Here is a 20635-nt window from a genome sequence, read left to right as displayed (position 1 = left end):
CGGAGGTCAAAAACCATCTATCCCGGCAGCCCGTAATGTTTCACTCAAGGCCAGTACCTGCGGGTCGCGAAAAAAAGCGCTCAGTTGCGCCGCGCGACCCGGGCCTATGCCGTCTTCGGCCAGCCAGGCTTGAGTGTCTCTGGCGGCCAGGGTTTGCCAGCCGCCTTGTAGATTGTTGCGGGCCGTGGGCGGTACTCCCAGGGCCATCAGCCATTGCGCGAACGGTCGCTGCCGGGCGCTGCGCAAGCTGTCGAGTAAACGCGCACTGCTGCGTTCGCCGAAGCCATCAATGTTAGCAAGCTCTGCCTCATCCAGGGTTAACCAATCGAGCAGGCCGTCGATCAGGCCGGCCTGGATCAAGGTGTTCCAGGTTTCGCGGCCGATGTGTGGCAGGGCCAGGCCCTGGGCGCCGCTCAGCCAGGTCAGGCGCGCGAGCAGCTGTTCTTCGCAACCCGGGGCCAGTTGCCAGCAACTCCAGGGGTGGAAGTCCCTGGCCTGCGGGACCTGCAACTCGGCCCGTGGCTGGCTGCGCAGGATGACGCGGTCAAGGCGTGGGATGACGTGCCCGGCGAGGCTGATGGAGACCTGGTCGCCAGTACGGATATCCAGTTCCCGCCAGCGTTTCAGGGAACCGACACTGACCCGGCTGATCTTCCGGTCATCGAGCAGTACCGGTTCCAACTCCAGGATGGAGGTGATGCGCCCGGTGCGGCCAATCTTGAAGTGCACCTTGCGCACATGGGCCAATGCCTTGGCCACCGGGTACTTCCAGGCAACCGCCCAGTAGGGCGCGCTGACCCGCCAGCGCTCGGCCGGGGCCCGCTGGCCTTGATGCAATACCACGCCGTCGCTGGCGAAGGGCAGCGGGTGGCTGTACCAATAGCTGCGCCAGTGCGCCGCTTCGGTAATGTCCTTGATCGGGTGGCTGTAGCGCCCGCTGTCGGTGAAGCCCCATTGCGCCAGTTGGCTCAGCCGCTCGGAAAAGTCATCGGGGCCCTGGGGCCAGGCCCAGACAAACAGACCGATATTGGCGGCCTCGGCGTCGCTCAACTGCCGGCGATTCATCAGCCCGGCCACTTTGCCGCGGGCGCCGAGGCCACCTTTGGCAGCTTGCACATGGTCATTCAGTCGCCAATAGAGTTCGCCCTGCAACAGCAGGTCAACGGGCTCGGGCAGTTGCTGCACGATCCCGGGAATCCGGCGGGCGGAGGCTGACCAATCCTGGCCCAGCCGGCCATCGCCGCGACTGATGACCCGGCTCAACCGGCCCTTGCGGTAAACCAGCGTGACGGCGACGCCATCGACCTTGGGCTGGACCCACACGTCCTGGCGAGTCCCCAGCCAGGTTTGCACGGCGTCATCGTCCAGCAGTTTTTCCAGGCCGGTGTGGGGCGTCGGGTGGGCGATCGTGCCCCGCGCGCTGCCCAGCGGGTCGTCCGTGACTGGGGCGGAGGGGGTGAAACACCTGCGCCATTGGGCAAGGCGCTGGCTGGCCTGGTCATACAGCTCATCGCTGATCAATGACTGGCCGAGCCGGTGGTAGCTGTCATCCCACAGGCGGATTTGTTGCGCCAGGGTGCTGATCTGGGCCCGGGCGTGATCGGCCTCCCAGTCGGGGCACTCCTGCGACCACGCAGTGAGTGGCGAGAAGCTGAGTAAAAGGAAAAACAGCCAGCGCATAAGTGACGTCATCATGAGCATCCTTGCTCTGAAAAGGGCGCCCAGCCTAAGCCATCCCCGCGGGCATAAAAAAGCCCCGCAACCGCGAGGCTTTTTACCCGATGTTTCTGCTCGCTTGAACAGAACGCCGGGGCTTTGTGTACACCGTAGGACGATTACAAGCCGGCGGCAGTACGCAGGTCGTTGGCACGGTCGGTCTTTTCCCAGGTGAACGTAGTGAACGTGTCGTTGCCGACAGTCTTCTGCTCAGGGGTACGACCGAAGTGGCCGTAGGCCGCAGTTTCCTGGTACATCGGGTGCAGCAGGTCGAGCATGGTGGTGATTGCGTACGGACGCAGGTCGAAGATCTCACGCACCAGCTTGACGATCTTGTCGTCGCTGATCTTGCCGGTACCGAAGGTGTTCAGCGAGATCGACGTAGGCTGGGCCACACCGATTGCGTAGGACACCTGAATCTCGCAACGCTCGGCCAGGCCGGCGGCCACGATGTTCTTGGCCACGTAACGACCGGCGTAGGCCGCCGAACGGTCAACCTTGGATGGATCCTTGCCGGAGAACGCGCCACCGCCGTGACGGGCCATGCCGCCGTAGCTGTCGACGATGATCTTGCGACCGGTCAGGCCGCAGTCGCCCACCGGGCCACCGATGATGAACTGGCCGGTCGGGTTGATGTGGAACTGGGTGTCCTTGGTCAGCAGTTCGGCAGGCAGCACGTGCTTGACGATCAGCTCCATGACGCCTTCGCGCAGGTCGGCGTAGGAAACGTCCGGGTTGTGCTGGGTCGACAGTACCACCGCGTCGATGGCGACGACTTTGCCGCCTTCATAACGGCAGGTCACCTGGGACTTGGCGTCCGGGCGCAGCCATGGCAATGCACCGGATTTACGGGCTTCGGCCTGGCGCTTCACCAACTGGTGGGAGAAGGTGATCGGTGCCGGCATCAGCACGTCGGTTTCGTTGCTGGCATAGCCGAACATCAGGCCCTGGTCGCCGGCGCCCTGATCTTCAGGCTTGGCACGGTCGACACCCTGGTTGATGTCAGGGGACTGCTTGCCGATGATGTTCATCACGCCGCAGGTCGCACCGTCGAAGCCGACGTCGGAGCTGTTGTAGCCGATGTCGATGATCACATCACGCACGATCTGCTCCAGGTCTACCCAGGCAGAGGTGGTGACTTCGCCGGCGATGATCGCCACGCCCGTTTTCACCAGAGTCTCGCACGCCACTCGGGCGAACTTGTCTTCAGCGATGATGGCGTCCAGCACCGCGTCAGAGATCTGGTCGGCGATTTTGTCCGGATGCCCTTCAGACACGGACTCGGAGGTGAAAAGGGAGTATTCGCTCATCTCGATGTTTTCCTGATATTTACCGATGGTGAGTGTCGCCAGCCGGCCGCTGAAAATGGCGGACCTGAATCTGGAAACCATTACGTAAACCTACATAGAGGCTTTCCCCGGGAACGAGTCCCGCAGCGGTGGCCCAACGGGCCAGATCGTCCTGTTCAAAACCCAGCCAGAGATCACCGCAGGCTTCCCTGGCCCAACTCTGGTTGTGGCTGCATAAATCCGTGACCAACAGGCTGCCGCCTGGTTGCAGCAAATTCGCCATCTGCCTGAGGGCGTCTGCCGGGGCGGCGAAATGGTGCAGGACCATGTTCAGCACCACGCAATCGGCCCGCAGGCTGGTGTCATTCAGGGCGTCCGCCAACTGCAGGTGGACATTGCCCAGCGCTTCGCGCTCACACAATTGGCGGGCCAGCTCCAGCATCGCCGGGCTGTTGTCCAGCGCCGTGACCTGATGAAAGCGCCGCGCCAGCTCCGGCAGGAAGCCGCCGTCACCCGGGCCCACTTCAACCGCCGTAGCCTCATCACTGAAGCTCAGCTTGTCCAAAAGTGCCAGCACGCTTTCGCGGTATTGCGCCAAGCCGGCGATCAGATCCTGCTGGGCGCGAAACTTCTCGGCTACCCGTGAGAAAAAGTCCTGGCTGGCGGCAGCACGTTGCCCGTGCACCTGGCTGATGCGCGACTGCACGTCAGCCGGCAGCGCCAGGCTGTCTATTTCTTCGAGCAGAGCGGCGTGCAGCTTGCCGCCCAGTTGCTCGGTGTGGGGCAGGGCGCGACGGTAAAAAATCGCATTGCCCTCGCGGCGGGTCGCCACCAGGTCGGCCTGGGCCAGTACCTTCAAGTGGTGGCTCATGCCGGATTGGCCGATGGCGAAGATCTGCGCCAGCTCCAGCACCCCGAACGAATCGTTGGTCAGCGCGCGCAACACATTCAGGCGCAACGGATCGCCACCGGCCTTGCACAGGGCTGCCAGCTCGTCGCTGTCGTCGGGTCGAATGGAAGGTGCGCTCAGGTTCATAAGGCCAGCAGTCTAGTGACGGTGGGAAAACCCCGCAAGGGCAATATCAAAAAGTTTTGATATTGGTCGATAATCGGTGGTTATAAGCAGCCGCTATAACCCATGGACGAAGCGGGGGGCGGTTTCTCCAGTCAATCCGCAGGAAAAACACCCCCAAGTGACTATCTGTCATTGCCCCGAGGGCCGTGGCTGAGGGAAAATGCCGATCCTTTTTTCCGTTTCTTTTATTCAACCTCCAGGAGATCAGCGATGCCCAGCCGTCGTGAGCGTGCCAACGCCATTCGTGCCCTCAGCATGGATGCCGTGCAAAAAGCCAACAGCGGCCATCCCGGTGCCCCGATGGGCATGGCGGATATCGCCGAGGTACTTTGGCGTGACTACCTGAAACACAACCCGAGCAACCCGTCGTTCGCCGACCGTGACCGGTTCATCCTGTCCAACGGCCACGGCTCGATGCTGATCTACTCGTTGCTGCACCTGACCGGCTACGACGTCACCATCGACGACCTGAAAAACTTCCGCCAGATCCACAGCCGCACCCCGGGCCACCCGGAATACGGCTACACCCCTGGCGTTGAGACCACCACCGGTCCACTGGGCCAGGGCCTGGCCAACGCCGTGGGTTTTGCCCTGGCTGAAAAAGTGCTGGCTGCGCAGTTCAACCGCCCGAACCACAACATTGTCGACCACCACACCTACGTGTTCCTCGGTGATGGCTGCATGATGGAAGGCATTTCCCACGAAGTCGCCTCCCTGGCCGGTACCCTGGGCCTGGGCAAGCTGATCGCCTTCTACGATGACAACGGCATCTCCATCGACGGCGAAGTCGAAGGCTGGTTCACCGACGACACGCCTAAGCGTTTCGAAGCCTACAACTGGCAGGTGATCCGCAACGTCGACGGCCACGATCCTGAAGAGATCAAGACCGCCATCGACACCGCCCGCAAGAGCGAGCAGCCGACCCTGATCTGCTGCAAGACCACCATCGGCTTCGGTTCGCCGAACAAGCAAGGCAAGGAAGACTGCCACGGCGCCCCACTGGGTGACGCGGAAATCGCCCTGACCCGCGCTGCGCTGAAGTGGAACCACGGCCCGTTCGAAATCCCGGCTGACATCTACGCCGAGTGGAACGCCAAGGAAGCCGGCCTGGCGGTCGAAGCCGAGTGGGACCAGCGTTTCGCGGCCTACTCCGCCGAATTCCCTGAGTTGGCCAACGAACTGGTTCGCCGCCTGGCCGGTGACCTGCCTGCCGACTTCGCTGAAAAGGCCTCGGCCTACATCGCCGAAGTGGCGGCCAAGGGCGAAACCATCGCCAGCCGTAAAGCCAGCCAGAACACCCTGAACGCGTTCGGCCCGCTGCTGCCTGAGTTCCTCGGCGGTTCGGCTGACCTGGCCGGTTCCAACCTGACCCTGTGGAAAGGTTGCAAAGGTGTTTCGGCGGAAGACGCCAGCGGCAACTACATGTACTACGGCGTACGCGAGTTCGGCATGAGCGCCATCATGAACGGCGTCGCCCTGCACGGCGGTTTGGTGCCTTACGGCGCGACCTTCCTGATGTTCATGGAATACGCCCGCAACGCCGTACGCATGGCGTCGTTGATGAAGAAGCGTGTGATCTTCGTCTACACCCACGACTCCATCGGCCTGGGTGAAGACGGCCCGACGCACCAGCCGGTCGAGCAACTGACCAGCCTGCGCACCACGCCGAACCTGGACACCTGGCGCCCATCGGACGCGGTCGAATCGGCTGTGGCCTGGAAGCACGCAATCGAGCGCAAGGACGGTCCTTCGGCGCTGATCTTCTCCCGTCAGAACCTGCAGCACCAAACCCGCGACGCGGCGCAGATCGAAGGCATCAGCCGTGGTGGCTACGTGCTGAAAGACTGCATCGGCGAGCCGGAGCTGATCCTGATCTCCACCGGTTCCGAAGTGGGCCTGGCGGTTCAGGCGTACGACAAGCTGACGGCCGCCGGTCGTAACGTGCGCGTGGTTTCCATGCCGTGCACCAGCGTCTTCGAAGCCCAGGACGCCGACTACAAGCAATCGGTGTTGCCGTTGCAGGTCAGCGCACGTATCGCCATCGAAGCGGCTCACGCCGACTACTGGTACAAGTACGTGGGCCTGGAAGGTCGCGTGATCGGCATGACCACCTACGGTGAGTCGGCGCCGGCGCCAGCGTTGTTCGAAGAGTTCGGTTTCACCCTGGAAAACATCCTGGGTCAGGCTGAAGAGCTGCTGGAAGACTAAAGCGCGTCCCCTTGTAGGAGCGAGCTTGTTGTGGCGAGGGAGCTTGCTCCCGCTGGGCTGCGAAGCGGCCCCAAGCCGTGCGATCGAGATGTGTCAGATACACCTCGTCAGCCGGTCTGGGAGTGCTTCGCACTCCAGCGGGAGCAAGCTCCCTCGCCACACAAGCGAGTTCCTGCAAAGGTTTGTGTCGCCCACAATGCGAGAACCCCATGCCTCAACCGCGTCCCTACAAAGTTGCACTCAACGGCTACGGCCGGATTGGTCGTTGCGTCTTGCGTGCTCTGTTCGAGCGAGGGCCGGCGGCCGGGTTTGAAATTGTCGCGATCAACGATCTGGCGGACATGGCCAGCATCGAATACCTGACACGCTTTGACTCCACCCACGGCCGGTTCCCCGGCGAAGTGCGGGTCGAGGACGATTGTCTGCATATTAATGGCAACTGCGTGAAGGTCCTGCGCAGTGCCACCCCTGAGGGCATCGACTGGGCGGCGCTGGACGTCGACCTGGTGCTGGAATGCTCCGGTGCCTATCACACCCGTGCCGACGGCCAGCGGTTTCTCGACGCCGGCGCACCACGGGTCCTGTTTTCCCAGCCGATGGCCAGCGAGGCGGATGTCGACGCCACCATCGTCTACGGCGTGAACCAGGATTGCCTGACCGGTGCCGAATTGCTGGTGTCCAACGCCTCCTGCACCACCAACTGCGGCGTGCCGCTGTTGCGCCTGCTGGACCAGGCGATTGGCCTGGAATACGTGTCGATCACCACCATTCACTCGGCAATGAACGATCAGCCGGTGATTGACGCTTACCACCATGAAGACCTGCGCCGTACGCGTTCGGCGTTTCAGTCGGTGATTCCGGTGTCCACCGGCCTGGCGCGCGGTATCGAGCGACTGTTGCCGGAACTTGCCGGGCGAATCCAGGCCAAAGCCGTACGGGTACCGACGGTGAATGTGTCTTGCCTGGACATCACCATGCAAACCGTCAGCGACACCGACGCCGGCGAAGTCAACCGGATCCTGCGCGACGCCGCCACCAGCGGCCCGCTCAAAGGCCTGTTGGCCTACACCGAGTTGCCGCACGCCAGCTGTGATTTCAACCACGACCCGCATTCGGCCATCGTCGATGCCAGCCAGACCCGCGTTTCCGGCCCACGGCTGGTGAACATCCTGGCTTGGTTCGACAACGAATGGGGTTTTGCCAACCGAATGCTGGACGTTGCAGAACACTATCTGCAAACAGCCTCTCCACAACTTTAGCTCTCAGGAATTGCCCCCCATGACCGTGTTGAAGATGACCGACCTCGATCTGCAAGGTAAGCGCGTACTGATCCGCGAAGACCTCAACGTCCCAGTCAAGGACGGTGTTGTCACCAGCGATGCGCGAATCCTGGCCTCGCTGCCGACCATCAAGCTGGCCCTGGAAAAAGGCGCGGCCGTGATGGTCTGCTCCCACTTGGGTCGTCCGACCGAAGGTGAATTCTCGGCAGAAAACAGCCTCAAGCCTGTAGCTGAATATTTGAGCAAGGCCCTGGGCCGCGACGTGCCGCTGGTTGCCGACTACCTGAACGGTGTGGACGTGAAGGCTGGCGACATCGTGCTGTTCGAAAACGTGCGCTTCAACAAGGGCGAGAAAAAGAACAGCGACGAACTGGCCCAGCAGTACGCTGCCCTGTGCGACGTGTTCGTGATGGACGCCTTCGGCACCGCGCACCGTGCCGAGGGTTCGACCCACGGCGTGGCCAAGTTTGCCAAAGTTGCCGCAGCGGGCCCGTTGCTGGCGGCTGAACTGGACGCACTGGGCAAGGCCCTCGGCGCTCCGGCCCAACCGATGGCCGCCATCGTTGCCGGCTCCAAGGTGTCCACCAAGCTCGACGTGCTGAACAGCCTGAGCCAGATCTGCAACCAGCTGATCGTCGGCGGCGGCATTGCCAACACCTTCCTGGCGGCTGCCGGTCACCCGGTGGGCAAATCGCTGTACGAGCCGGACCTGCTGGACACCGCCCGCGCCATTGCCGCCAAGGTCAGCGTGCCGCTGCCGGTAGACGTGGTGGTGGCCAAGGAATTCGCTGAAAGCGCCGAAGCCACCGTCAAGCTGATCGCTGATGTGGCCGCTGACGACATGATCCTGGACATCGGCCCGCAAACGGCAGCCAACTTCGCTGAACTGCTGAAGTCGTCCAAGACTATCCTGTGGAACGGCCCGGTCGGCGTGTTCGAGTTCGACCAGTTCGGCAACGGCACCAAAGTGCTGGCCCACGCCATCGCTGAAAGCTCGGCATTTTCCATCGCTGGCGGTGGCGACACCCTGGCGGCCATCGATAAATATGGCGTTGCTGACCAGATCTCCTACATTTCTACGGGGGGTGGTGCGTTCCTCGAATTCGTTGAAGGCAAGGTACTGCCGGCTGTCGAAGTGCTGGAAAGCCGGGCCAAGGGATAAGGCACTTGCTGAGGAAAAGGAGCATTCCGATGATCAGGTCGTTGGCACTGGTGATTGCAGCGGGCCTGCTGGCCGGCTGCGGCAGCACGCCGAAAGCGGCGCCCGAGGCTGAAAAGGCCGGGGCGGCGCGGCAAAAGAGTTGCTACCAGGCTGACTGGCAGGCCGAAACCATGCCGGTGATCAACAAGCGCATCGGGCCGGACGGGTTGGAGAAATACGACTCTGCGCCCAACGGTCAGGAACAGGGTTGCCCTTGACGGGTCTGATTCACTAACCGACAGCAGCGGTGGCCGCAGGTCGCCGCTTGAGGATTGGCAATGAAAGGCGTTTTCGCCCTGGCGGCACTGGCGTTATTGGCCGGATGCACCAACCTGAACATGTTCGACAAGAAGGCAGAGCCGGCAGACAAGTGGACCACCTGGACGTGTGACAGCCAGGCGCAAGTCAACTGGCGGTTTGCCGACCAGGCCCGCACCCAGGTGGATGTGCGCCTCGGCGGCTCGGACCAGGTGTATCGCCTCAAGCAGGATGTGGCGGCCTCGGGCGTGCTGTACAGCGACGGCCAGTTGGCGTTTCACACAAAAGGTGAGGAAGGCCTGGTTTACTGGGTTGCCACCGATGATTTGATCGGGCGTGGCTGTAAAGCGCAGTAATCCCGACAGCAATAACGATTCAGCAGGGCAGGCTTTGAAAGCCTGACCTTCAATAACTTGAATAGCAGCCGCCGCTACGGCAGGCTTGCACGATTAACGACCCTCGACCGGGAGAGAGACTCACAATGGCACTTATCAGCATGCGCCAGATGTTGGACCACGCAGCCGAATTCGGCTATGGCGTTCCAGCCTTCAACGTCAACAACCTTGAGCAGATGCGCGCCATTATGGAAGCCGCTGACAAGACTGACTCTCCAGTGATCGTCCAGGCTTCGGCCGGCGCGCGCAAATACGCCGGTGCCCCGTTCCTGCGTCACCTGATCCTCGCCGCGATCGAAGAATTCCCGCACATCCCGGTGTGCATGCACCAGGACCACGGCACCAGCCCTGACGTGTGCCAGCGCTCCATCCAGCTGGGCTTCAGCTCGGTAATGATGGACGGTTCCCTGGGCGAAGACGGCAAGACCCCGACCGACTACGAATACAACGTACGCGTCACCCAACAAACCGTGGCCATGGCTCACGCCTGTGGCGTTTCGGTTGAAGGCGAACTGGGCTGCCTGGGTTCCCTGGAAACCGGCATGGCCGGTGAAGAAGACGGTATCGGCGCCGAAGGCGTGCTGGATCACAGCCAAATGCTGACCGATCCGGAAGAAGCCGCCGACTTCGTGAAAAAGACCCAGGTTGACGCCCTGGCCATCGCCATTGGCACCAGCCACGGCGCCTACAAATTCACCAAGCCACCTACCGGCGACGTGTTGGCCATCGACCGCATCAAGGAAATCCACAAACGCATCCCTAACACCCACCTGGTGATGCACGGGTCTTCCTCGGTACCGCAAGAGTGGCTGGCGATCATCAACCAGTACGGCGGCGACATCAAAGAAACCTACGGCGTGCCGGTTGAAGAAATCGTCGAAGGCATCAAGTACGGCGTGCGCAAGGTCAACATCGACACCGACCTGCGCCTGGCCTCCACCGGTGCAATGCGTCGCCTGATGGCCACCAACCCGAGCGAATTTGACCCACGTAAATTCTTCGGCGCTACCGTGACGGCCATGCGTGACGTATGTATCGCACGTTATGAAGCCTTCGGTACTGCGGGCAATGCTTCGAAGATCAAGCCGATCTCGTTGGAAGCGATGTATCAGCGTTACCTGAAAGGTGAGTTGAACGCCAAGGTCAACTAAGCCTTACGCGTTAATGAAAAGCCCGCAGCGATGCGGGCTTTTTTGTGGCTGAAATTTGATCAGGCGGCTGCGGGGGTGTCGAAGCCGCGGTATTCGATGACGCGGAATACGTCGCTTACGTCCTGCACCAGGATGCGGGCGGTGTTGGCTACGTGGTTCAGGTCACGCTCCGCAAAATCGGGCAGGCTGGAGCAGGCCATCAGGTTGAGGTGTTCGAGGGCGGCGTTGAGGCGTTCACGCAGGCAGGCGTGCAGGTCCGTGAGTGGTGCATCGCTGTCGATCAATAGCACGGGGTATTCGGTGGCTGTTTCGGTGCAAGGGGTGAAACGGCGGGGTGGGAGTTGTGGCTTCATGGCAAATCCTTAACTCAAAAGAAAATTGGCCACCGTTTGCTGCGAAACAAATAGGGTGGCAGCTGTACGCGGGTTCGCAGACCGAGGAGTTAAGACCCGGCAGACCCGAAGGTCTCCCACGTACAACCGCCATAAAAAGCCGAGCATTGGCAGGACTGCCTATGTCGTATTTTGACGGGTACGGTATTAACTCTGTAGGGCTGCGAAACCCTATCGCCGTTCAATGCCGGCGACGGGGCGAACTATAAGCGGCGCTCCGATTCACCGCAACGGCCCTGTAGGACACAGGACCCATGTGGGAGCCGGGCTTGCCCGCGATGGCGGTGTGCCAGTCGAAGAATAAGTTGGCTGATACACCGCCATCGCGGGCAAGTCGAATCGTCGCACCGCCAGCTCCCACAGGGATACGTGTTGTTTAAGTGATTGTGTTAATCACCGAATGATCCTTGGGTCCATAGGACAGTGCCTACGAGATGTGAGGAGACTTAGTTCTCCACCAGCACCTTCGGATTCGAGTTACCCCACACCGTATACAGATCCGCCAGCAACGCACCGTTGATGTCTTCAACCTCCGCCTGGCTGGTCTCCACCGCGCCCTGCTTGCCGAACAACACCACCTCATCGCCGCTCTTCACGGTCGGCACGTCGGTGACATCCACCATCAGGGTGTTCATCGACACCTTGCCCACCACCGGCACCCGGTGCCCGTTGATCAGCACGATGCCTTTGTTGGTAAACGCCCGGCGATAGCCGTCGGAATAACCTACGGTGATGTTCGCCAGTTTCGAATCCCGCGCCAGGGTGTAGGTGCGGTCGTAGCCTACGGTGTTGCCTTTCGGGTAGCTGTTGACCGACGCCACGTGGGATTTGAACTGCATCACCCGCTTGTATTCGGTGAACGACGGCACGGTATCGCCAAACAGCAGGCCGCCCGGACGAACCATGTCCAGCCGCGACTCGGGCACTTCCAGGGTGGCGAAGGAGTTGGCGGCGTGCAGGGTGATTTTGCTGCGGTCGAGCTGGGCGACGTTGATCAGCCAGTTGGCTTGTTCGTTGAACGCCTTGAGGCCGGTGCGTACGTCAGCGGCGTCTTCGACGGCGAAGTGGGTCATGATCGCCGTCACCTGCAGGTTCGGCACCTTGGTAATGGCTACGGCGTCGCGGCGGCCCTGGGCGGTGGTCATTTCCACCCCGTTGCGGCTCATGCCGCTGGAGTTCAGGCCCAGGTGCACGACCAGTGGACGGCCGTGGTTTTCGGCGATCAGGCTGGCGCGCACGGCGAAGTCCAGATTGCCCACCAGCTCTTCGACGTTATACGGCAACGCAGCTTCCAGCTCGCTCAGGGCGGCGGTGCGTACGCGGATCAGTTGGCCCTTGAAGCCGCTTTCACGGACCACGCGGGCTTCTTCGTTGCTGGCGATGCCGACGCAGGGCACCCCCAGTTTGATCACCGAGGGCATCAGTAAACCGATGCCGTGACCGTAGGCATCCGCCTTGAGCACGGCGCAGATTTTCGACTTGTCAGCGAGGCTGGCTTGCAGGGTGCGGATATTGTTTTCGAAGGCGACCTTGTTGATTTCGACCCAGGCGTTGCTGTCCTGGATATTGACCTGGGCCACCCCGTCGGCCATCGAGAGGGGCGGGGCGGCGAAGGCCGGGTTTTGCAGCAGTGCCATGCCCATAGAGAGGGCGAGCAGGGTGCGGGAAAAGGGCATTGGGCAGTCTCCATGACTTTCTTGTAGGGGGTAGTGCGCGTGCGCGGCGCCATACTCGGATTGTCCTACAAGAAAGTCGAGACCCTGGGTCGCGGTTCTGTCCTAAAGCGTCGTGGGATAGATCGCTGAAGCGAATCAGCTTCAGTCGTGATCAATGTCCAGCTTGGCAAACGTCACGCGGGCGCCTTCCTTGCTGTTGCCGCTGTTGTCCTGCACGTAGGCGCCGGCCTTGAAGTACAACGGCTGTTTGCCCCACGCAGCGCCGATGCGTTCGTTCCACTGCCCGTTGGCGGCGTCGACGCTCAGCAGGCCGGCCTTGTTCAGGTGGATGACGTAGGTGAAGTTGCGGTCCAGCGGTACGTTCTCGGCGACGATGATCACCCGGCCTTCCGACTCGTCAGGGCGCATGCGCACCTTGGCGACGATGTTGCCGGTCTGGGTTTTTTCCTTGTATTGGTATTCGACCTTGATCAGTGGCTTCTGGCTTTCGTAGGCGTGGATTTGACCGATCACTACCTTGCCGGACGACGGCACCTTGTTGACCGCCAACGTGGCACGCAGGAAATTGTCGGCGTCGCTGTACAGCCAGTTGCGCAGGCGGCCGTCGGCGTAGGTTTCCCGCAGTTCGCTGCGAGGGTAAACGGCGTTCTCGGTACGCGTGCCGGTGACCGGGGTCCAGAATTGCACGCTGCTGCCTTCGGCCTGGAAGTATTGGTCCTTGAACCCGCTGAGCAGTTTCGGCGTGTCGATGGTCGAGGGCGGGGAGCCGACGGGGATGCTCAGGTTCCAGGTGGACAGATCAATCATTGAATACGCCTTTAACGGGGAGAGAAGGCCTTGGCTCGGGGGCCGGCACTTTCTTTATAGGTGGCTCGAAATGGATTGTTAATGGCTTTGTGGCGGATTGTTGGCGCCAATGAAATGTCAAAAAGCCATGTTTCCCGTAAACCGCGGGCTGTAGACACTGACCGTTAGTCGGTTGTCTGGGCTTTGGCGCAATGATGGCACCGTCGTGGCTTCTGCTTTATGGGATCCAGGGCTAGAGTGAGCCCTTATTGTTTATCCGGTTTTGTCGCAAAAATGACCGGAATGACTCCGACGAAAGAGAAGCAGCAATGGAATGCGCTCCAATCAAGCCTCGCGATGGTTGTTCAGTGCTTTTGGTGGTCGATGACTATCCCGAAAACCTGATCAGCATGCGTGCGCTATTGCAGCGTGAAGATTGGCATGTGGTGACGGCGGCCTCCGGGGTGGAAGCCCTGGGATTGCTGCTCGAACACGACGTCGACCTGGTGTTGCTGGATGTGATGATGCCCGGCATGGACGGGTTCGAGGTGGCCCGGCTGATGCGCGGCAGCCAGCGCACGCAACTGACCCCGATCATCTTTCTCAGCGCTCACGCCCAATCGCCGGCGGCGATGCTGGAAGGCTATGCCAGCGGCGCGATCGACTACCTGCTGAAACCCTTCGACCCGAATATCCTCAAGCCCAAGGTCCAGGCCCTGCTGGAGCACCAGCGCAACCGCCGTGCCTTGCAGCGCCTGAGTCACGATCTGGAATCGGCCCGGGCCTTCAATGCCTCGGTGCTCGACAACGCCGCCGAGGGCATTCTGGTGGTGGGCGAAGACGGCGTGATCAGCTACGCCAACCCGGCGATTTCGCGGCTGATCAATGCGCCGGTCGCTGAGATCCAGGGTGCCGAGTTCCTGGGCTTCCTACAGAAGCCCCATGTGCCTGGGTGGTCCGATTCTGCCTTGTATGAAGGCTACAAACGTGGTGAAACCTGGCGCCTGCACGACGCCATCTTGCGCACCGCGCCCGGCCAGCAGTTGCCCGTGGCGATGTCGTGCGCCCCGCTGCCGGCCGAGCAGAAAGCCATGGTGGTCACGGTGCTGGACATGTCCGAGGTGCGCCATCTGCATCAGCAACTGGAGTTCCAGGCCGTCACCGACCCGCTGACGGGCCTGCTCAATCGGCGTGGGTTTCACCAGTCGGTGGAGAATGTGCTGTTGCGCAGTGAGCGTAACGAGCAGTCGCTGGTACTGCTGTACCTGGACCTGGACGGGTTCAAGCGGGTCAACGATTCCCTCGGCCACGACGCCGGAGACCGCGTGCTGCGCTGGGTCTCGGAGCAGTTGAAGGCGTGCCTGCGCTCCTACGACATTCTTGGCCGCATGGGCGGGGATGAATTCACCGCGCTGCTGGAGCTGGAATTCCCGGAGCAGGCGGCCAAGATTGCGGAAAAACTGATCGAACGGGTGTCGATCTGTCAGCAGGTCGACGGTCTGGATGTGATGCTGGGCGTCAGTATCGGCATCGCCACTTTCCCGGACTGCGGCTCGGACCTCAACGGCCTGCTGCGCGCGGCCGACGTCGCGATGTACGAGGCCAAGCGCGCCGGGCGTCAGCAATATCGCTACTACGACCAGGAAATGAACGGCCGGGCCCGCTCGCGCCTGATGCTCGAAGACAGCGTACGCAGCGCCATCGACAGCAAGGATTTCACCCTGGTGTACCAGCCGCAGGTGTCGTTGCACGACGGCCATCTGCGGGGCGTCGAAGCGCTGCTGCGCTGGCAGCACCCGAGTGTCGGCGATGTGCCGCCGGGGCTGTTTCTGCCGTTGCTCGAAGAGGCGCGGCTGATCAGCCAGTTGAGCACCTGGATCTACCAGCAGGTGGCCGCCCAGCGGCAGGCATGGGCAGGGGTGTTCAGCGATGAGTTGGTCCTGAGCGTGAGCTTGAGCAGCAGCCAGTTCAATATGCCGAACCTGGCCAGCCAGCTGCAGCAGGTGCTGGAGCGACATGGGTTGCAAGGCCGGCAGCTTGAGGTGGAGATCAGTGAAGAAAGCCTGATGCACAATCTGGATGAGTCCACCAAGCAGCTCAAGCTGTTGCGCCGGGCCGGCGTGCGGATTGCCCTGGATGACTTCGGCGCGGGCAACTGCTCCCTGGCCCACCTGCGGGACCTGGAATTCGACACCCTAAAGCTCGACCCGAAGCTGATCGCCCGCCTGCCGGGTTCATCCCGTGACGCGGCGATGGCGCGCAGCATTATCGAATTGTGCCGGCATTTTGATCTGCTGGTGATTGCCGAAGGCGTCGAGACCCAGGAGCAAGTTGAGTGGCTCAAGGCCAACGGCTGCCAGTTCATCCAGGGCCCGCAGGTGGCGCCGCCGTTGATCGCGGATGAAATTGCCGACTGGCGCCTGCGCGCAGCGGCCCGCTGAATTCGCTACACTGGCGCCCATTCAAATACCCGTTGTTGACCCCATGACCGCGCTGAAATACCTCCAGGCCTACCCCCCAGCATTGCAGGAGCAAGTGCGCCAGTTGATTGCCAAGGACCAACTGGGCGACTACCTGACCCAGCGCTACCCCGAGCGGCATGGCGTGCAGAGCGACAAAGCGCTGTACAGCTACGCCCAGGCCCTGAAGCAGGAACACCTGCGCAACGCCCCGGCCATCGACAAGGTGCTGTTCGATAACCGCCTGGACCTGACCCACCGCGCCCTCGGCCTGCACACCACCATCTCTCGGGTGCAGGGTGGCAACCTCAAGTCGAAGAAAGAAATCCGTATCGCCTCGCTGTTCAAGGAAGCCGCGCCGGAATTTCTGCGCATGATCGTGGTACACGAACTGGCGCACTTCAAGGAATCGGACCACAACAAGGCGTTCTACAAACTCTGTGAATACATGTTGCCGGGCTACCATCAGGTGGAATTCGACCTGCGGGTGTACCTGACCTGGCGGGACCTGCAGGGCAAGCCCTGACCTTCAAAGGCGATCGAGCATGGATGTGAGCAAGACCAAAAGCAGCTTCTACCGGCGCCTGTATGTGGCGTACCTGATTGATAGCCAGCTGGCCAGCAGCGTCCCGGCACTGACCGAGGTGACGGGCATGCCCCGGCGTACTGCACAGGACACGATTGCGGCGTTGGCGGACCTGGATATTGTGTGTGAGTTTGAACAGGAAGACGGGGCCCGCAATCATGCCGGGCGCTATCGGATTCGTGATTGGGGCGCGATTGATCGGCGCTGGATCGAGGCGAACCTGGCGAGCATTAAACAGGTGTTGGGTTACCCCTGAAAGCTTGGGGTGACCGGGCTGACGCCTTCGCGAGCAAGCCCGCTCCCACATTCGACCGCATTCCAAAGGTGGAACTCGGTCAAATGTGGGAGCGGGCTTGCTCGCGAAGAGGCCCTCATGCCCGGCGCATGCCTATGTGTGGAATGTCATCCTCAAGATATTCCTCACCCGCCACCACAAACCCGTACCGCCCGTAATACCCCTGCAAATGCGCCTGGGCCGACAGATAGATTGGCACGTCGGGCCACTGTTTCTCCGCCTGCCTGAGGGCCTCATCCATCATCTGGTGGCCCAGCCCGGTACCCCGCGCGCTCGGCGCAACGATCACCCGGCCGATCACCACATCACCACCCTGTGATTCAGGATCCAGCAGTCGCAGGTAGGCCTGCAGTTGACCATCATCCCAGGCCATCAGGTGATGGGTGTCACCGTCCAGGTCCTGGCCGTCGATGTCCTGGTACACGCATTTCTGCTCGACCACGAAGACCTCCGAGCGCAGGCGCAAAATGGCGTACAGCTGCTCCTTGCCCAGGTCACTGTGGTGTTTGCAGACCCATTCGACTGTCATGGTGTTCTCTCGGCTGATTGTCTGGTCAGGATAGTAAGCGCGCGGGAGGCGAGTGTCTAAATTGCGGTTTTTTTGTGAGTGAGATCAATTTGCCATCATTCTCTGCATGCGACGCTGCCGTCTTTGTGTAATCTGCAGTACAGGCTCATTGATGAGCTACTGTTAAATCCTCGGGTTGCCCCAGAGGTCAGGCCATAGAATGCCCGCCAAGGACTTGAGCATGCCGCGATTTTCTCGTGCCGTTGCTTTGATCGGTTTGTTGTTGCTGGCCCAGGCGGTGGCGGCAGAACGCTTGCGACTGGTGGCGGATGCCTGGCCGCCGTTCACTGACGCCACCCTGGTCAATGGTGGTTTGGCCACCGACATCGTGACCACCGCCCTGGCCCGTGCCGGCTACGCCAGTGAGTTTGAACAGGTGCCCTGGGCCCGCGCCCTGATGGGTGTGGGCGATGGGCGTTACGACGTATTGGTGAACGCCTGGTACGACGATGCGCGTACTCAGTTGGGGCAGTTTTCCGGCGAATACCTGCTCAACCGGGTGCTGTTTCTCAAGCGCCGCGACGATCCCATCGACTACCAGAACCTGGAGCAGTTGCACGACTACCCCGTCGCGGTGGTGCGTGGCTATGCGTATTCAGCGGCGTTCGATGCCGATCCGCAATTGCAGAAAGTCCCGGTGCATAACTTCGCCATGGCCGTGCGCATGCTGGCGGCGCAGCGGGTGCGGCTGACGTTGGAGGACGAATTCGTCGCCCGCTACTATCTGGCTCGGGAGTCCGCCACCGTGCGCAACGCGGTGGAGTTTTTGCCGGTGCCGCTGAGCGAAAACAGCCTGCACATTCTGGTTAGCCTGAAAAATCCTCAGCATCAGCAGATTGTTGCCGGGTTTGATCGGGAGATTGCCAGGATGAAAGTGGATGGCAGTTATGCGCGGTTGATGAAGCAGCACGGGATGTAGTGAGGCTAATGGCCCCTTCGCGAGCAAGCCCGCTCCCACATTCGACCGCATTCCAAAGGTGGAACTCGGCCGAATGTGGGAGCGGGCTTGCTCGCGAAGAGGGTTCAGGCTTCGCTGGTATCTTTGATCAGGTGAGCCGCCAACGTGCGCAACGGCCCCAGTTGCCGGCAGATCAGCGCCAATTGCGTCTGCACCAGCCGCTGCCCTTCGTCAATTTCATCCGGCATCTGCTCCAGGTCCACTGCCAAGGCTTCCTCGGCATCACTCTGAATCGCGATCGGCTGCTTGTTCGCCAGCCCTGTGGCGATCTCGTCGATGCTCGCCGCCAGCGTCTTCCCGGCGCCTTCGATCAAGTGCTCGCGCACTTCCGCCGGCAGTTGGGTTTCGCGGTGGGCGCCCAGCCCCGACAGGTAGCTGAGCAGCGTGTGGGACAGCACCAGGAACCTGAACCCCACGTCCGCTTCCTTACGGAAGTGCCCCGGCTCCATCAGCATGTTCGCCAGGGTGGTGGACAGCGCGGCGTCGGCGTTGTGGGCATTGCGCCGGGCGAGGCGGTAAGCCAGGTCGTCGCTTTTGCCCGCGGCGTACTGCTGCATGATCTGGCGCAGGTAGATGCTGTTGCAGGTCAGGGTATTGGCCAGCACCTTGTTCAGGCGCCGGCCCTGCCAGTCCGGCAGGAACAGGAACACCGCCAGCCCGGCGATCAGGCTGCCGAGCAAGGTATCGAACAGCCGTGGCAGGAACAGCCCGTAGCCGTCGCCCACCTGGTTGAAGCAGAACAGCACCATCAGCGTGATCGCGGCGGTCGCCAGGGTGTAGCGCGTGGTGCGGTTGATAAAGAACACCAGGCCCGCGGCGATGGCGAACATCGACTGGATCAGCGGGTTGGGGAACAGGTCGAACAGCGCCCAGGCGATGGTCAGGCCGATGGCCGTGCCGATGATCCGCTGGCCCAGCTTGCGCCGGGTGGCGCCGTAGTTTGGCTGGCACACGAACAGCGTGGTGAGGATGATCCAATAGCCTTGGGACGGGTGAATCAAGTGCACCATCCAGTAGCCGATACTCAGCGCCAGGGGCAGGCGCAGGGCATGGCGGAACAGCAACGAAGTCGGCGTCAACTGCGTGCGCAGGCGCGTCCACATTTCCTTGAGGTTGCGCGGTGCACGGTCCAGCAGGCTGCTGTCGGTGGCATCGGCCAGGCTGTCGGGGTTGGCGGCGTCGCCCAGCAGGCGGTCCAGGGTCGACAGGTTGGCCGCCAGGGCGCGCAGGGAGCGCAGCAGGCCGCGCCAGGCCGGGTTGCTCTGGATGCGCAGGTGTTCCAGGGAGGCGTTGAGGTCGCCCAGGGCTTCGGCGAAGCTGTCGTCATAAACGAACGGCTGGCGCATCTGGATCGATTCGGCCAGGGTCTGGCAGGCCTTGCCTTGCTGGCGCAACAGGCGCTGGCAGCGGAACAGCACGTCGCTGTGGAAGAAGGCTTCGGCGAGGGCGTTGTAAGGGTAGTGCGAGGAGCTGGCGCGCTCGTGGATGTCCTGGGCCAGGAAGTACAGCTTGAGGTAGCGGCTGACCTTGGAGCCCGGGCGACCATTGCCGACCCGGTGCAGGATGATCTCTTTGGCGGCGTTCAGTGCTGCCACCACCCGGCCGTTCTGCTGCGCCAGTTCCAGGCGCCGCGCTTCCACATCCAGTTGGCGGATCGGTTCGAACAGCGACGACTTGAGCTTGAGGTAGCGTCCCAGCTCGCGAAACAGTCGCGCCAGGCTCTGCTGCACCGGCTGGTTGGAAAACAACACCTGCCACAACACCGACAGCGCGCCATACCACGCGGCGCCGGCCACCAGCAGCAAGGGTTCATGCCAGAAGTCGGTGACGGCGCCACCGCGCTGGTCCACGCCGATCATGGTGTAGACCGAGAGAATCAGGGTGGCCGAAGCGATCGCCCCATAACGCTCGCCGAGGGCACCGAGCATGGTCAGGCCGAAGCTGGACAGAGCCAGGAAGATCGCGAAGATCCAGGGATAAGGGAAAAGCAGTTCGACGGACAGTGCCGCAGTGCTGAAGCACACCAGTGTCACGGCCAGGGCGTTGAGCCGGCCTTGCCAGTTGTCATCGGTCTCGGCCAGGGCGCTGGCGATAATCCCCAGGAACAGCGGGATCAGCAGCGCCATTTCATTCTGGTACCAGCACAGCGCCATGCTGCCGGTCAGGGCGATGAATACCCGTACGCTGTAACTGAACTTATCCAGTGCCCAAAGGCGCCGCATGGACTGCTTGAAGGAGGTCGATGACATGAAGTCTGGGGTCTTCCGGGACGATGCCGCTAAATTGAGCCAGTAATGACGCCACGGCAAGCGTGGCGATCACATCCAACAGCAAAATTTATT

Annotated in this window: 18 protein-coding genes; 10 read left to right on the top strand and 8 right to left on the bottom strand. The window is 61.7% G+C overall.

The window, feature by feature from the left end:
• Positions 1 to 6: 6 nt before the first annotated feature.
• The 3 genes from ligB to HX811_RS29425 all read right to left on the bottom strand — a co-directional run bounded on the left by ligB (position 7) and on the right by HX811_RS29425 (position 4041).
• Positions 7 to 1692, bottom strand: coding sequence for an NAD-dependent DNA ligase LigB (gene ligB, locus HX811_RS29435; RefSeq protein ID WP_256344486.1), 1686 nt, complete (start codon positions 1690 to 1692; stop codon positions 7 to 9).
• A 143-nt stretch (positions 1693 to 1835) separates the two neighbouring features.
• Positions 1836 to 3026 (bottom strand): methionine adenosyltransferase, encoded by a 1191-nt coding sequence (gene metK, locus HX811_RS29430; protein WP_003216863.1) that lies wholly within the window; start codon positions 3024 to 3026, stop codon positions 1836 to 1838.
• A gap of 19 nt (positions 3027 to 3045) precedes the next feature.
• Positions 3046 to 4041: a metalloregulator ArsR/SmtB family transcription factor gene (locus HX811_RS29425; RefSeq protein ID WP_003216864.1), complete on the bottom strand. Its 996-nt coding sequence runs from the start codon at positions 4039 to 4041 to the stop codon at positions 3046 to 3048.
• Between the two features lie 249 nt (positions 4042 to 4290).
• Here HX811_RS29425 and tkt point away from each other — a divergent pair, with 249 nt between their 5' ends.
• The 6 genes from tkt to fba all read left to right on the top strand — a co-directional run bounded on the left by tkt (position 4291) and on the right by fba (position 10573).
• A complete protein-coding gene (gene tkt / locus HX811_RS29420; RefSeq protein WP_102370080.1) occupies positions 4291 to 6288 on the top strand; it encodes a transketolase in 1998 nt (665 codons plus the stop codon).
• Positions 6289 to 6497: 209 nt separating this feature from the next.
• Entirely contained in the window at positions 6498 to 7547 is a 1050-nt protein-coding gene (epd, locus tag HX811_RS29415) for an erythrose-4-phosphate dehydrogenase (RefSeq protein ID WP_008434077.1), read from the top strand.
• A gap of 19 nt (positions 7548 to 7566) precedes the next feature.
• On the top strand, positions 7567 to 8730 hold the full coding sequence (locus tag HX811_RS29410) for a phosphoglycerate kinase (protein ID WP_003216867.1): 1164 nt from the start codon (positions 7567 to 7569) through the stop codon (positions 8728 to 8730).
• A gap of 29 nt (positions 8731 to 8759) precedes the next feature.
• On the top strand, positions 8760 to 8987 hold the full coding sequence (locus tag HX811_RS29405) for a hypothetical protein (protein ID WP_003216868.1): 228 nt from the start codon (positions 8760 to 8762) through the stop codon (positions 8985 to 8987).
• Positions 8988 to 9047: 60 nt separating this feature from the next.
• On the top strand, positions 9048 to 9383 hold the full coding sequence (locus tag HX811_RS29400) for an MliC family protein (RefSeq protein ID WP_003216869.1): 336 nt from the start codon (positions 9048 to 9050) through the stop codon (positions 9381 to 9383).
• 125 nt (positions 9384 to 9508) lie between these two features.
• The gene (fba, locus tag HX811_RS29395; protein WP_003177554.1) at positions 9509 to 10573 is read left to right on the top strand and encodes a class II fructose-bisphosphate aldolase; all 1065 of its coding nucleotides are present in this window, start codon (positions 9509 to 9511) and stop codon (positions 10571 to 10573) included.
• Positions 10574 to 10632: 59 nt separating this feature from the next.
• Here the strand turns inward: fba and HX811_RS29390 are convergent, their stop codons facing one another.
• The 3 genes from HX811_RS29390 to HX811_RS29380 all read right to left on the bottom strand — a co-directional run bounded on the left by HX811_RS29390 (position 10633) and on the right by HX811_RS29380 (position 13448).
• Entirely contained in the window at positions 10633 to 10926 is a 294-nt protein-coding gene (locus tag HX811_RS29390) for a hypothetical protein (protein WP_008434070.1), read from the bottom strand.
• Between the two features lie 485 nt (positions 10927 to 11411).
• Positions 11412 to 12641 carry an alanine racemase gene (gene alr, locus HX811_RS29385; protein WP_003216875.1) on the bottom strand — a complete coding sequence of 410 codons (1230 nt, stop codon included), beginning with the start codon at positions 12639 to 12641 and terminating at the stop codon, positions 11412 to 11414.
• A 141-nt stretch (positions 12642 to 12782) separates the two neighbouring features.
• Positions 12783 to 13448, bottom strand: a complete 666-nt coding sequence (locus HX811_RS29380; protein WP_102605035.1) for a polysaccharide lyase family 7 protein — start codon at positions 13446 to 13448, stop codon at positions 12783 to 12785.
• 308 nt (positions 13449 to 13756) lie between these two features.
• Here HX811_RS29380 and HX811_RS29375 point away from each other — a divergent pair, with 308 nt between their 5' ends.
• From HX811_RS29375 to HX811_RS29365, 3 genes are read left to right on the top strand one after another with little or no spacing between them, the layout of a single operon-like run.
• Positions 13757 to 15868: a bifunctional diguanylate cyclase/phosphodiesterase gene (locus HX811_RS29375; RefSeq protein ID WP_087693222.1), complete on the top strand. Its 2112-nt coding sequence runs from the start codon at positions 13757 to 13759 to the stop codon at positions 15866 to 15868.
• Positions 15869 to 15911: 43 nt separating this feature from the next.
• Positions 15912 to 16412, top strand: coding sequence for a M48 family metallopeptidase (locus HX811_RS29370; protein WP_003216881.1), 501 nt, complete (start codon positions 15912 to 15914; stop codon positions 16410 to 16412).
• A gap of 19 nt (positions 16413 to 16431) precedes the next feature.
• Entirely contained in the window at positions 16432 to 16728 is a 297-nt protein-coding gene (locus HX811_RS29365; RefSeq protein WP_008434063.1) for a helix-turn-helix domain-containing protein, read from the top strand.
• A gap of 115 nt (positions 16729 to 16843) precedes the next feature.
• Here the strand turns inward: HX811_RS29365 and HX811_RS29360 are convergent, their stop codons facing one another.
• Positions 16844 to 17296: a GNAT family N-acetyltransferase gene (locus HX811_RS29360; RefSeq protein WP_003216885.1), complete on the bottom strand. Its 453-nt coding sequence runs from the start codon at positions 17294 to 17296 to the stop codon at positions 16844 to 16846.
• Positions 17297 to 17516: 220 nt separating this feature from the next.
• On the opposite strand from HX811_RS29360, the gene HX811_RS29355 reads away from it, so the two are divergent.
• Positions 17517 to 18254, top strand: a complete 738-nt coding sequence (locus HX811_RS29355) for an ABC transporter substrate-binding protein (RefSeq protein ID WP_102605038.1) — start codon at positions 17517 to 17519, stop codon at positions 18252 to 18254.
• Between the two features lie 104 nt (positions 18255 to 18358).
• On the opposite strand, the gene yccS is transcribed toward HX811_RS29355, so the two are convergent.
• A complete protein-coding gene (yccS, locus tag HX811_RS29350) occupies positions 18359 to 20542 on the bottom strand; it encodes a YccS family putative transporter (RefSeq protein ID WP_003216889.1) in 2184 nt (727 codons plus the stop codon).
• Between the last annotated feature and the right edge of the window lie 93 nt (positions 20543 to 20635).

This window comes from Pseudomonas sp. F8002 (assembly GCF_013385495.1).
In the GTDB taxonomy this organism is placed as follows: Bacteria; Pseudomonadota; Gammaproteobacteria; order Pseudomonadales; family Pseudomonadaceae; genus Aquipseudomonas.
Note: the sequence above shows the minus strand (reverse complement) of the source record. Positions and strands in the feature narration are given on the sequence as shown.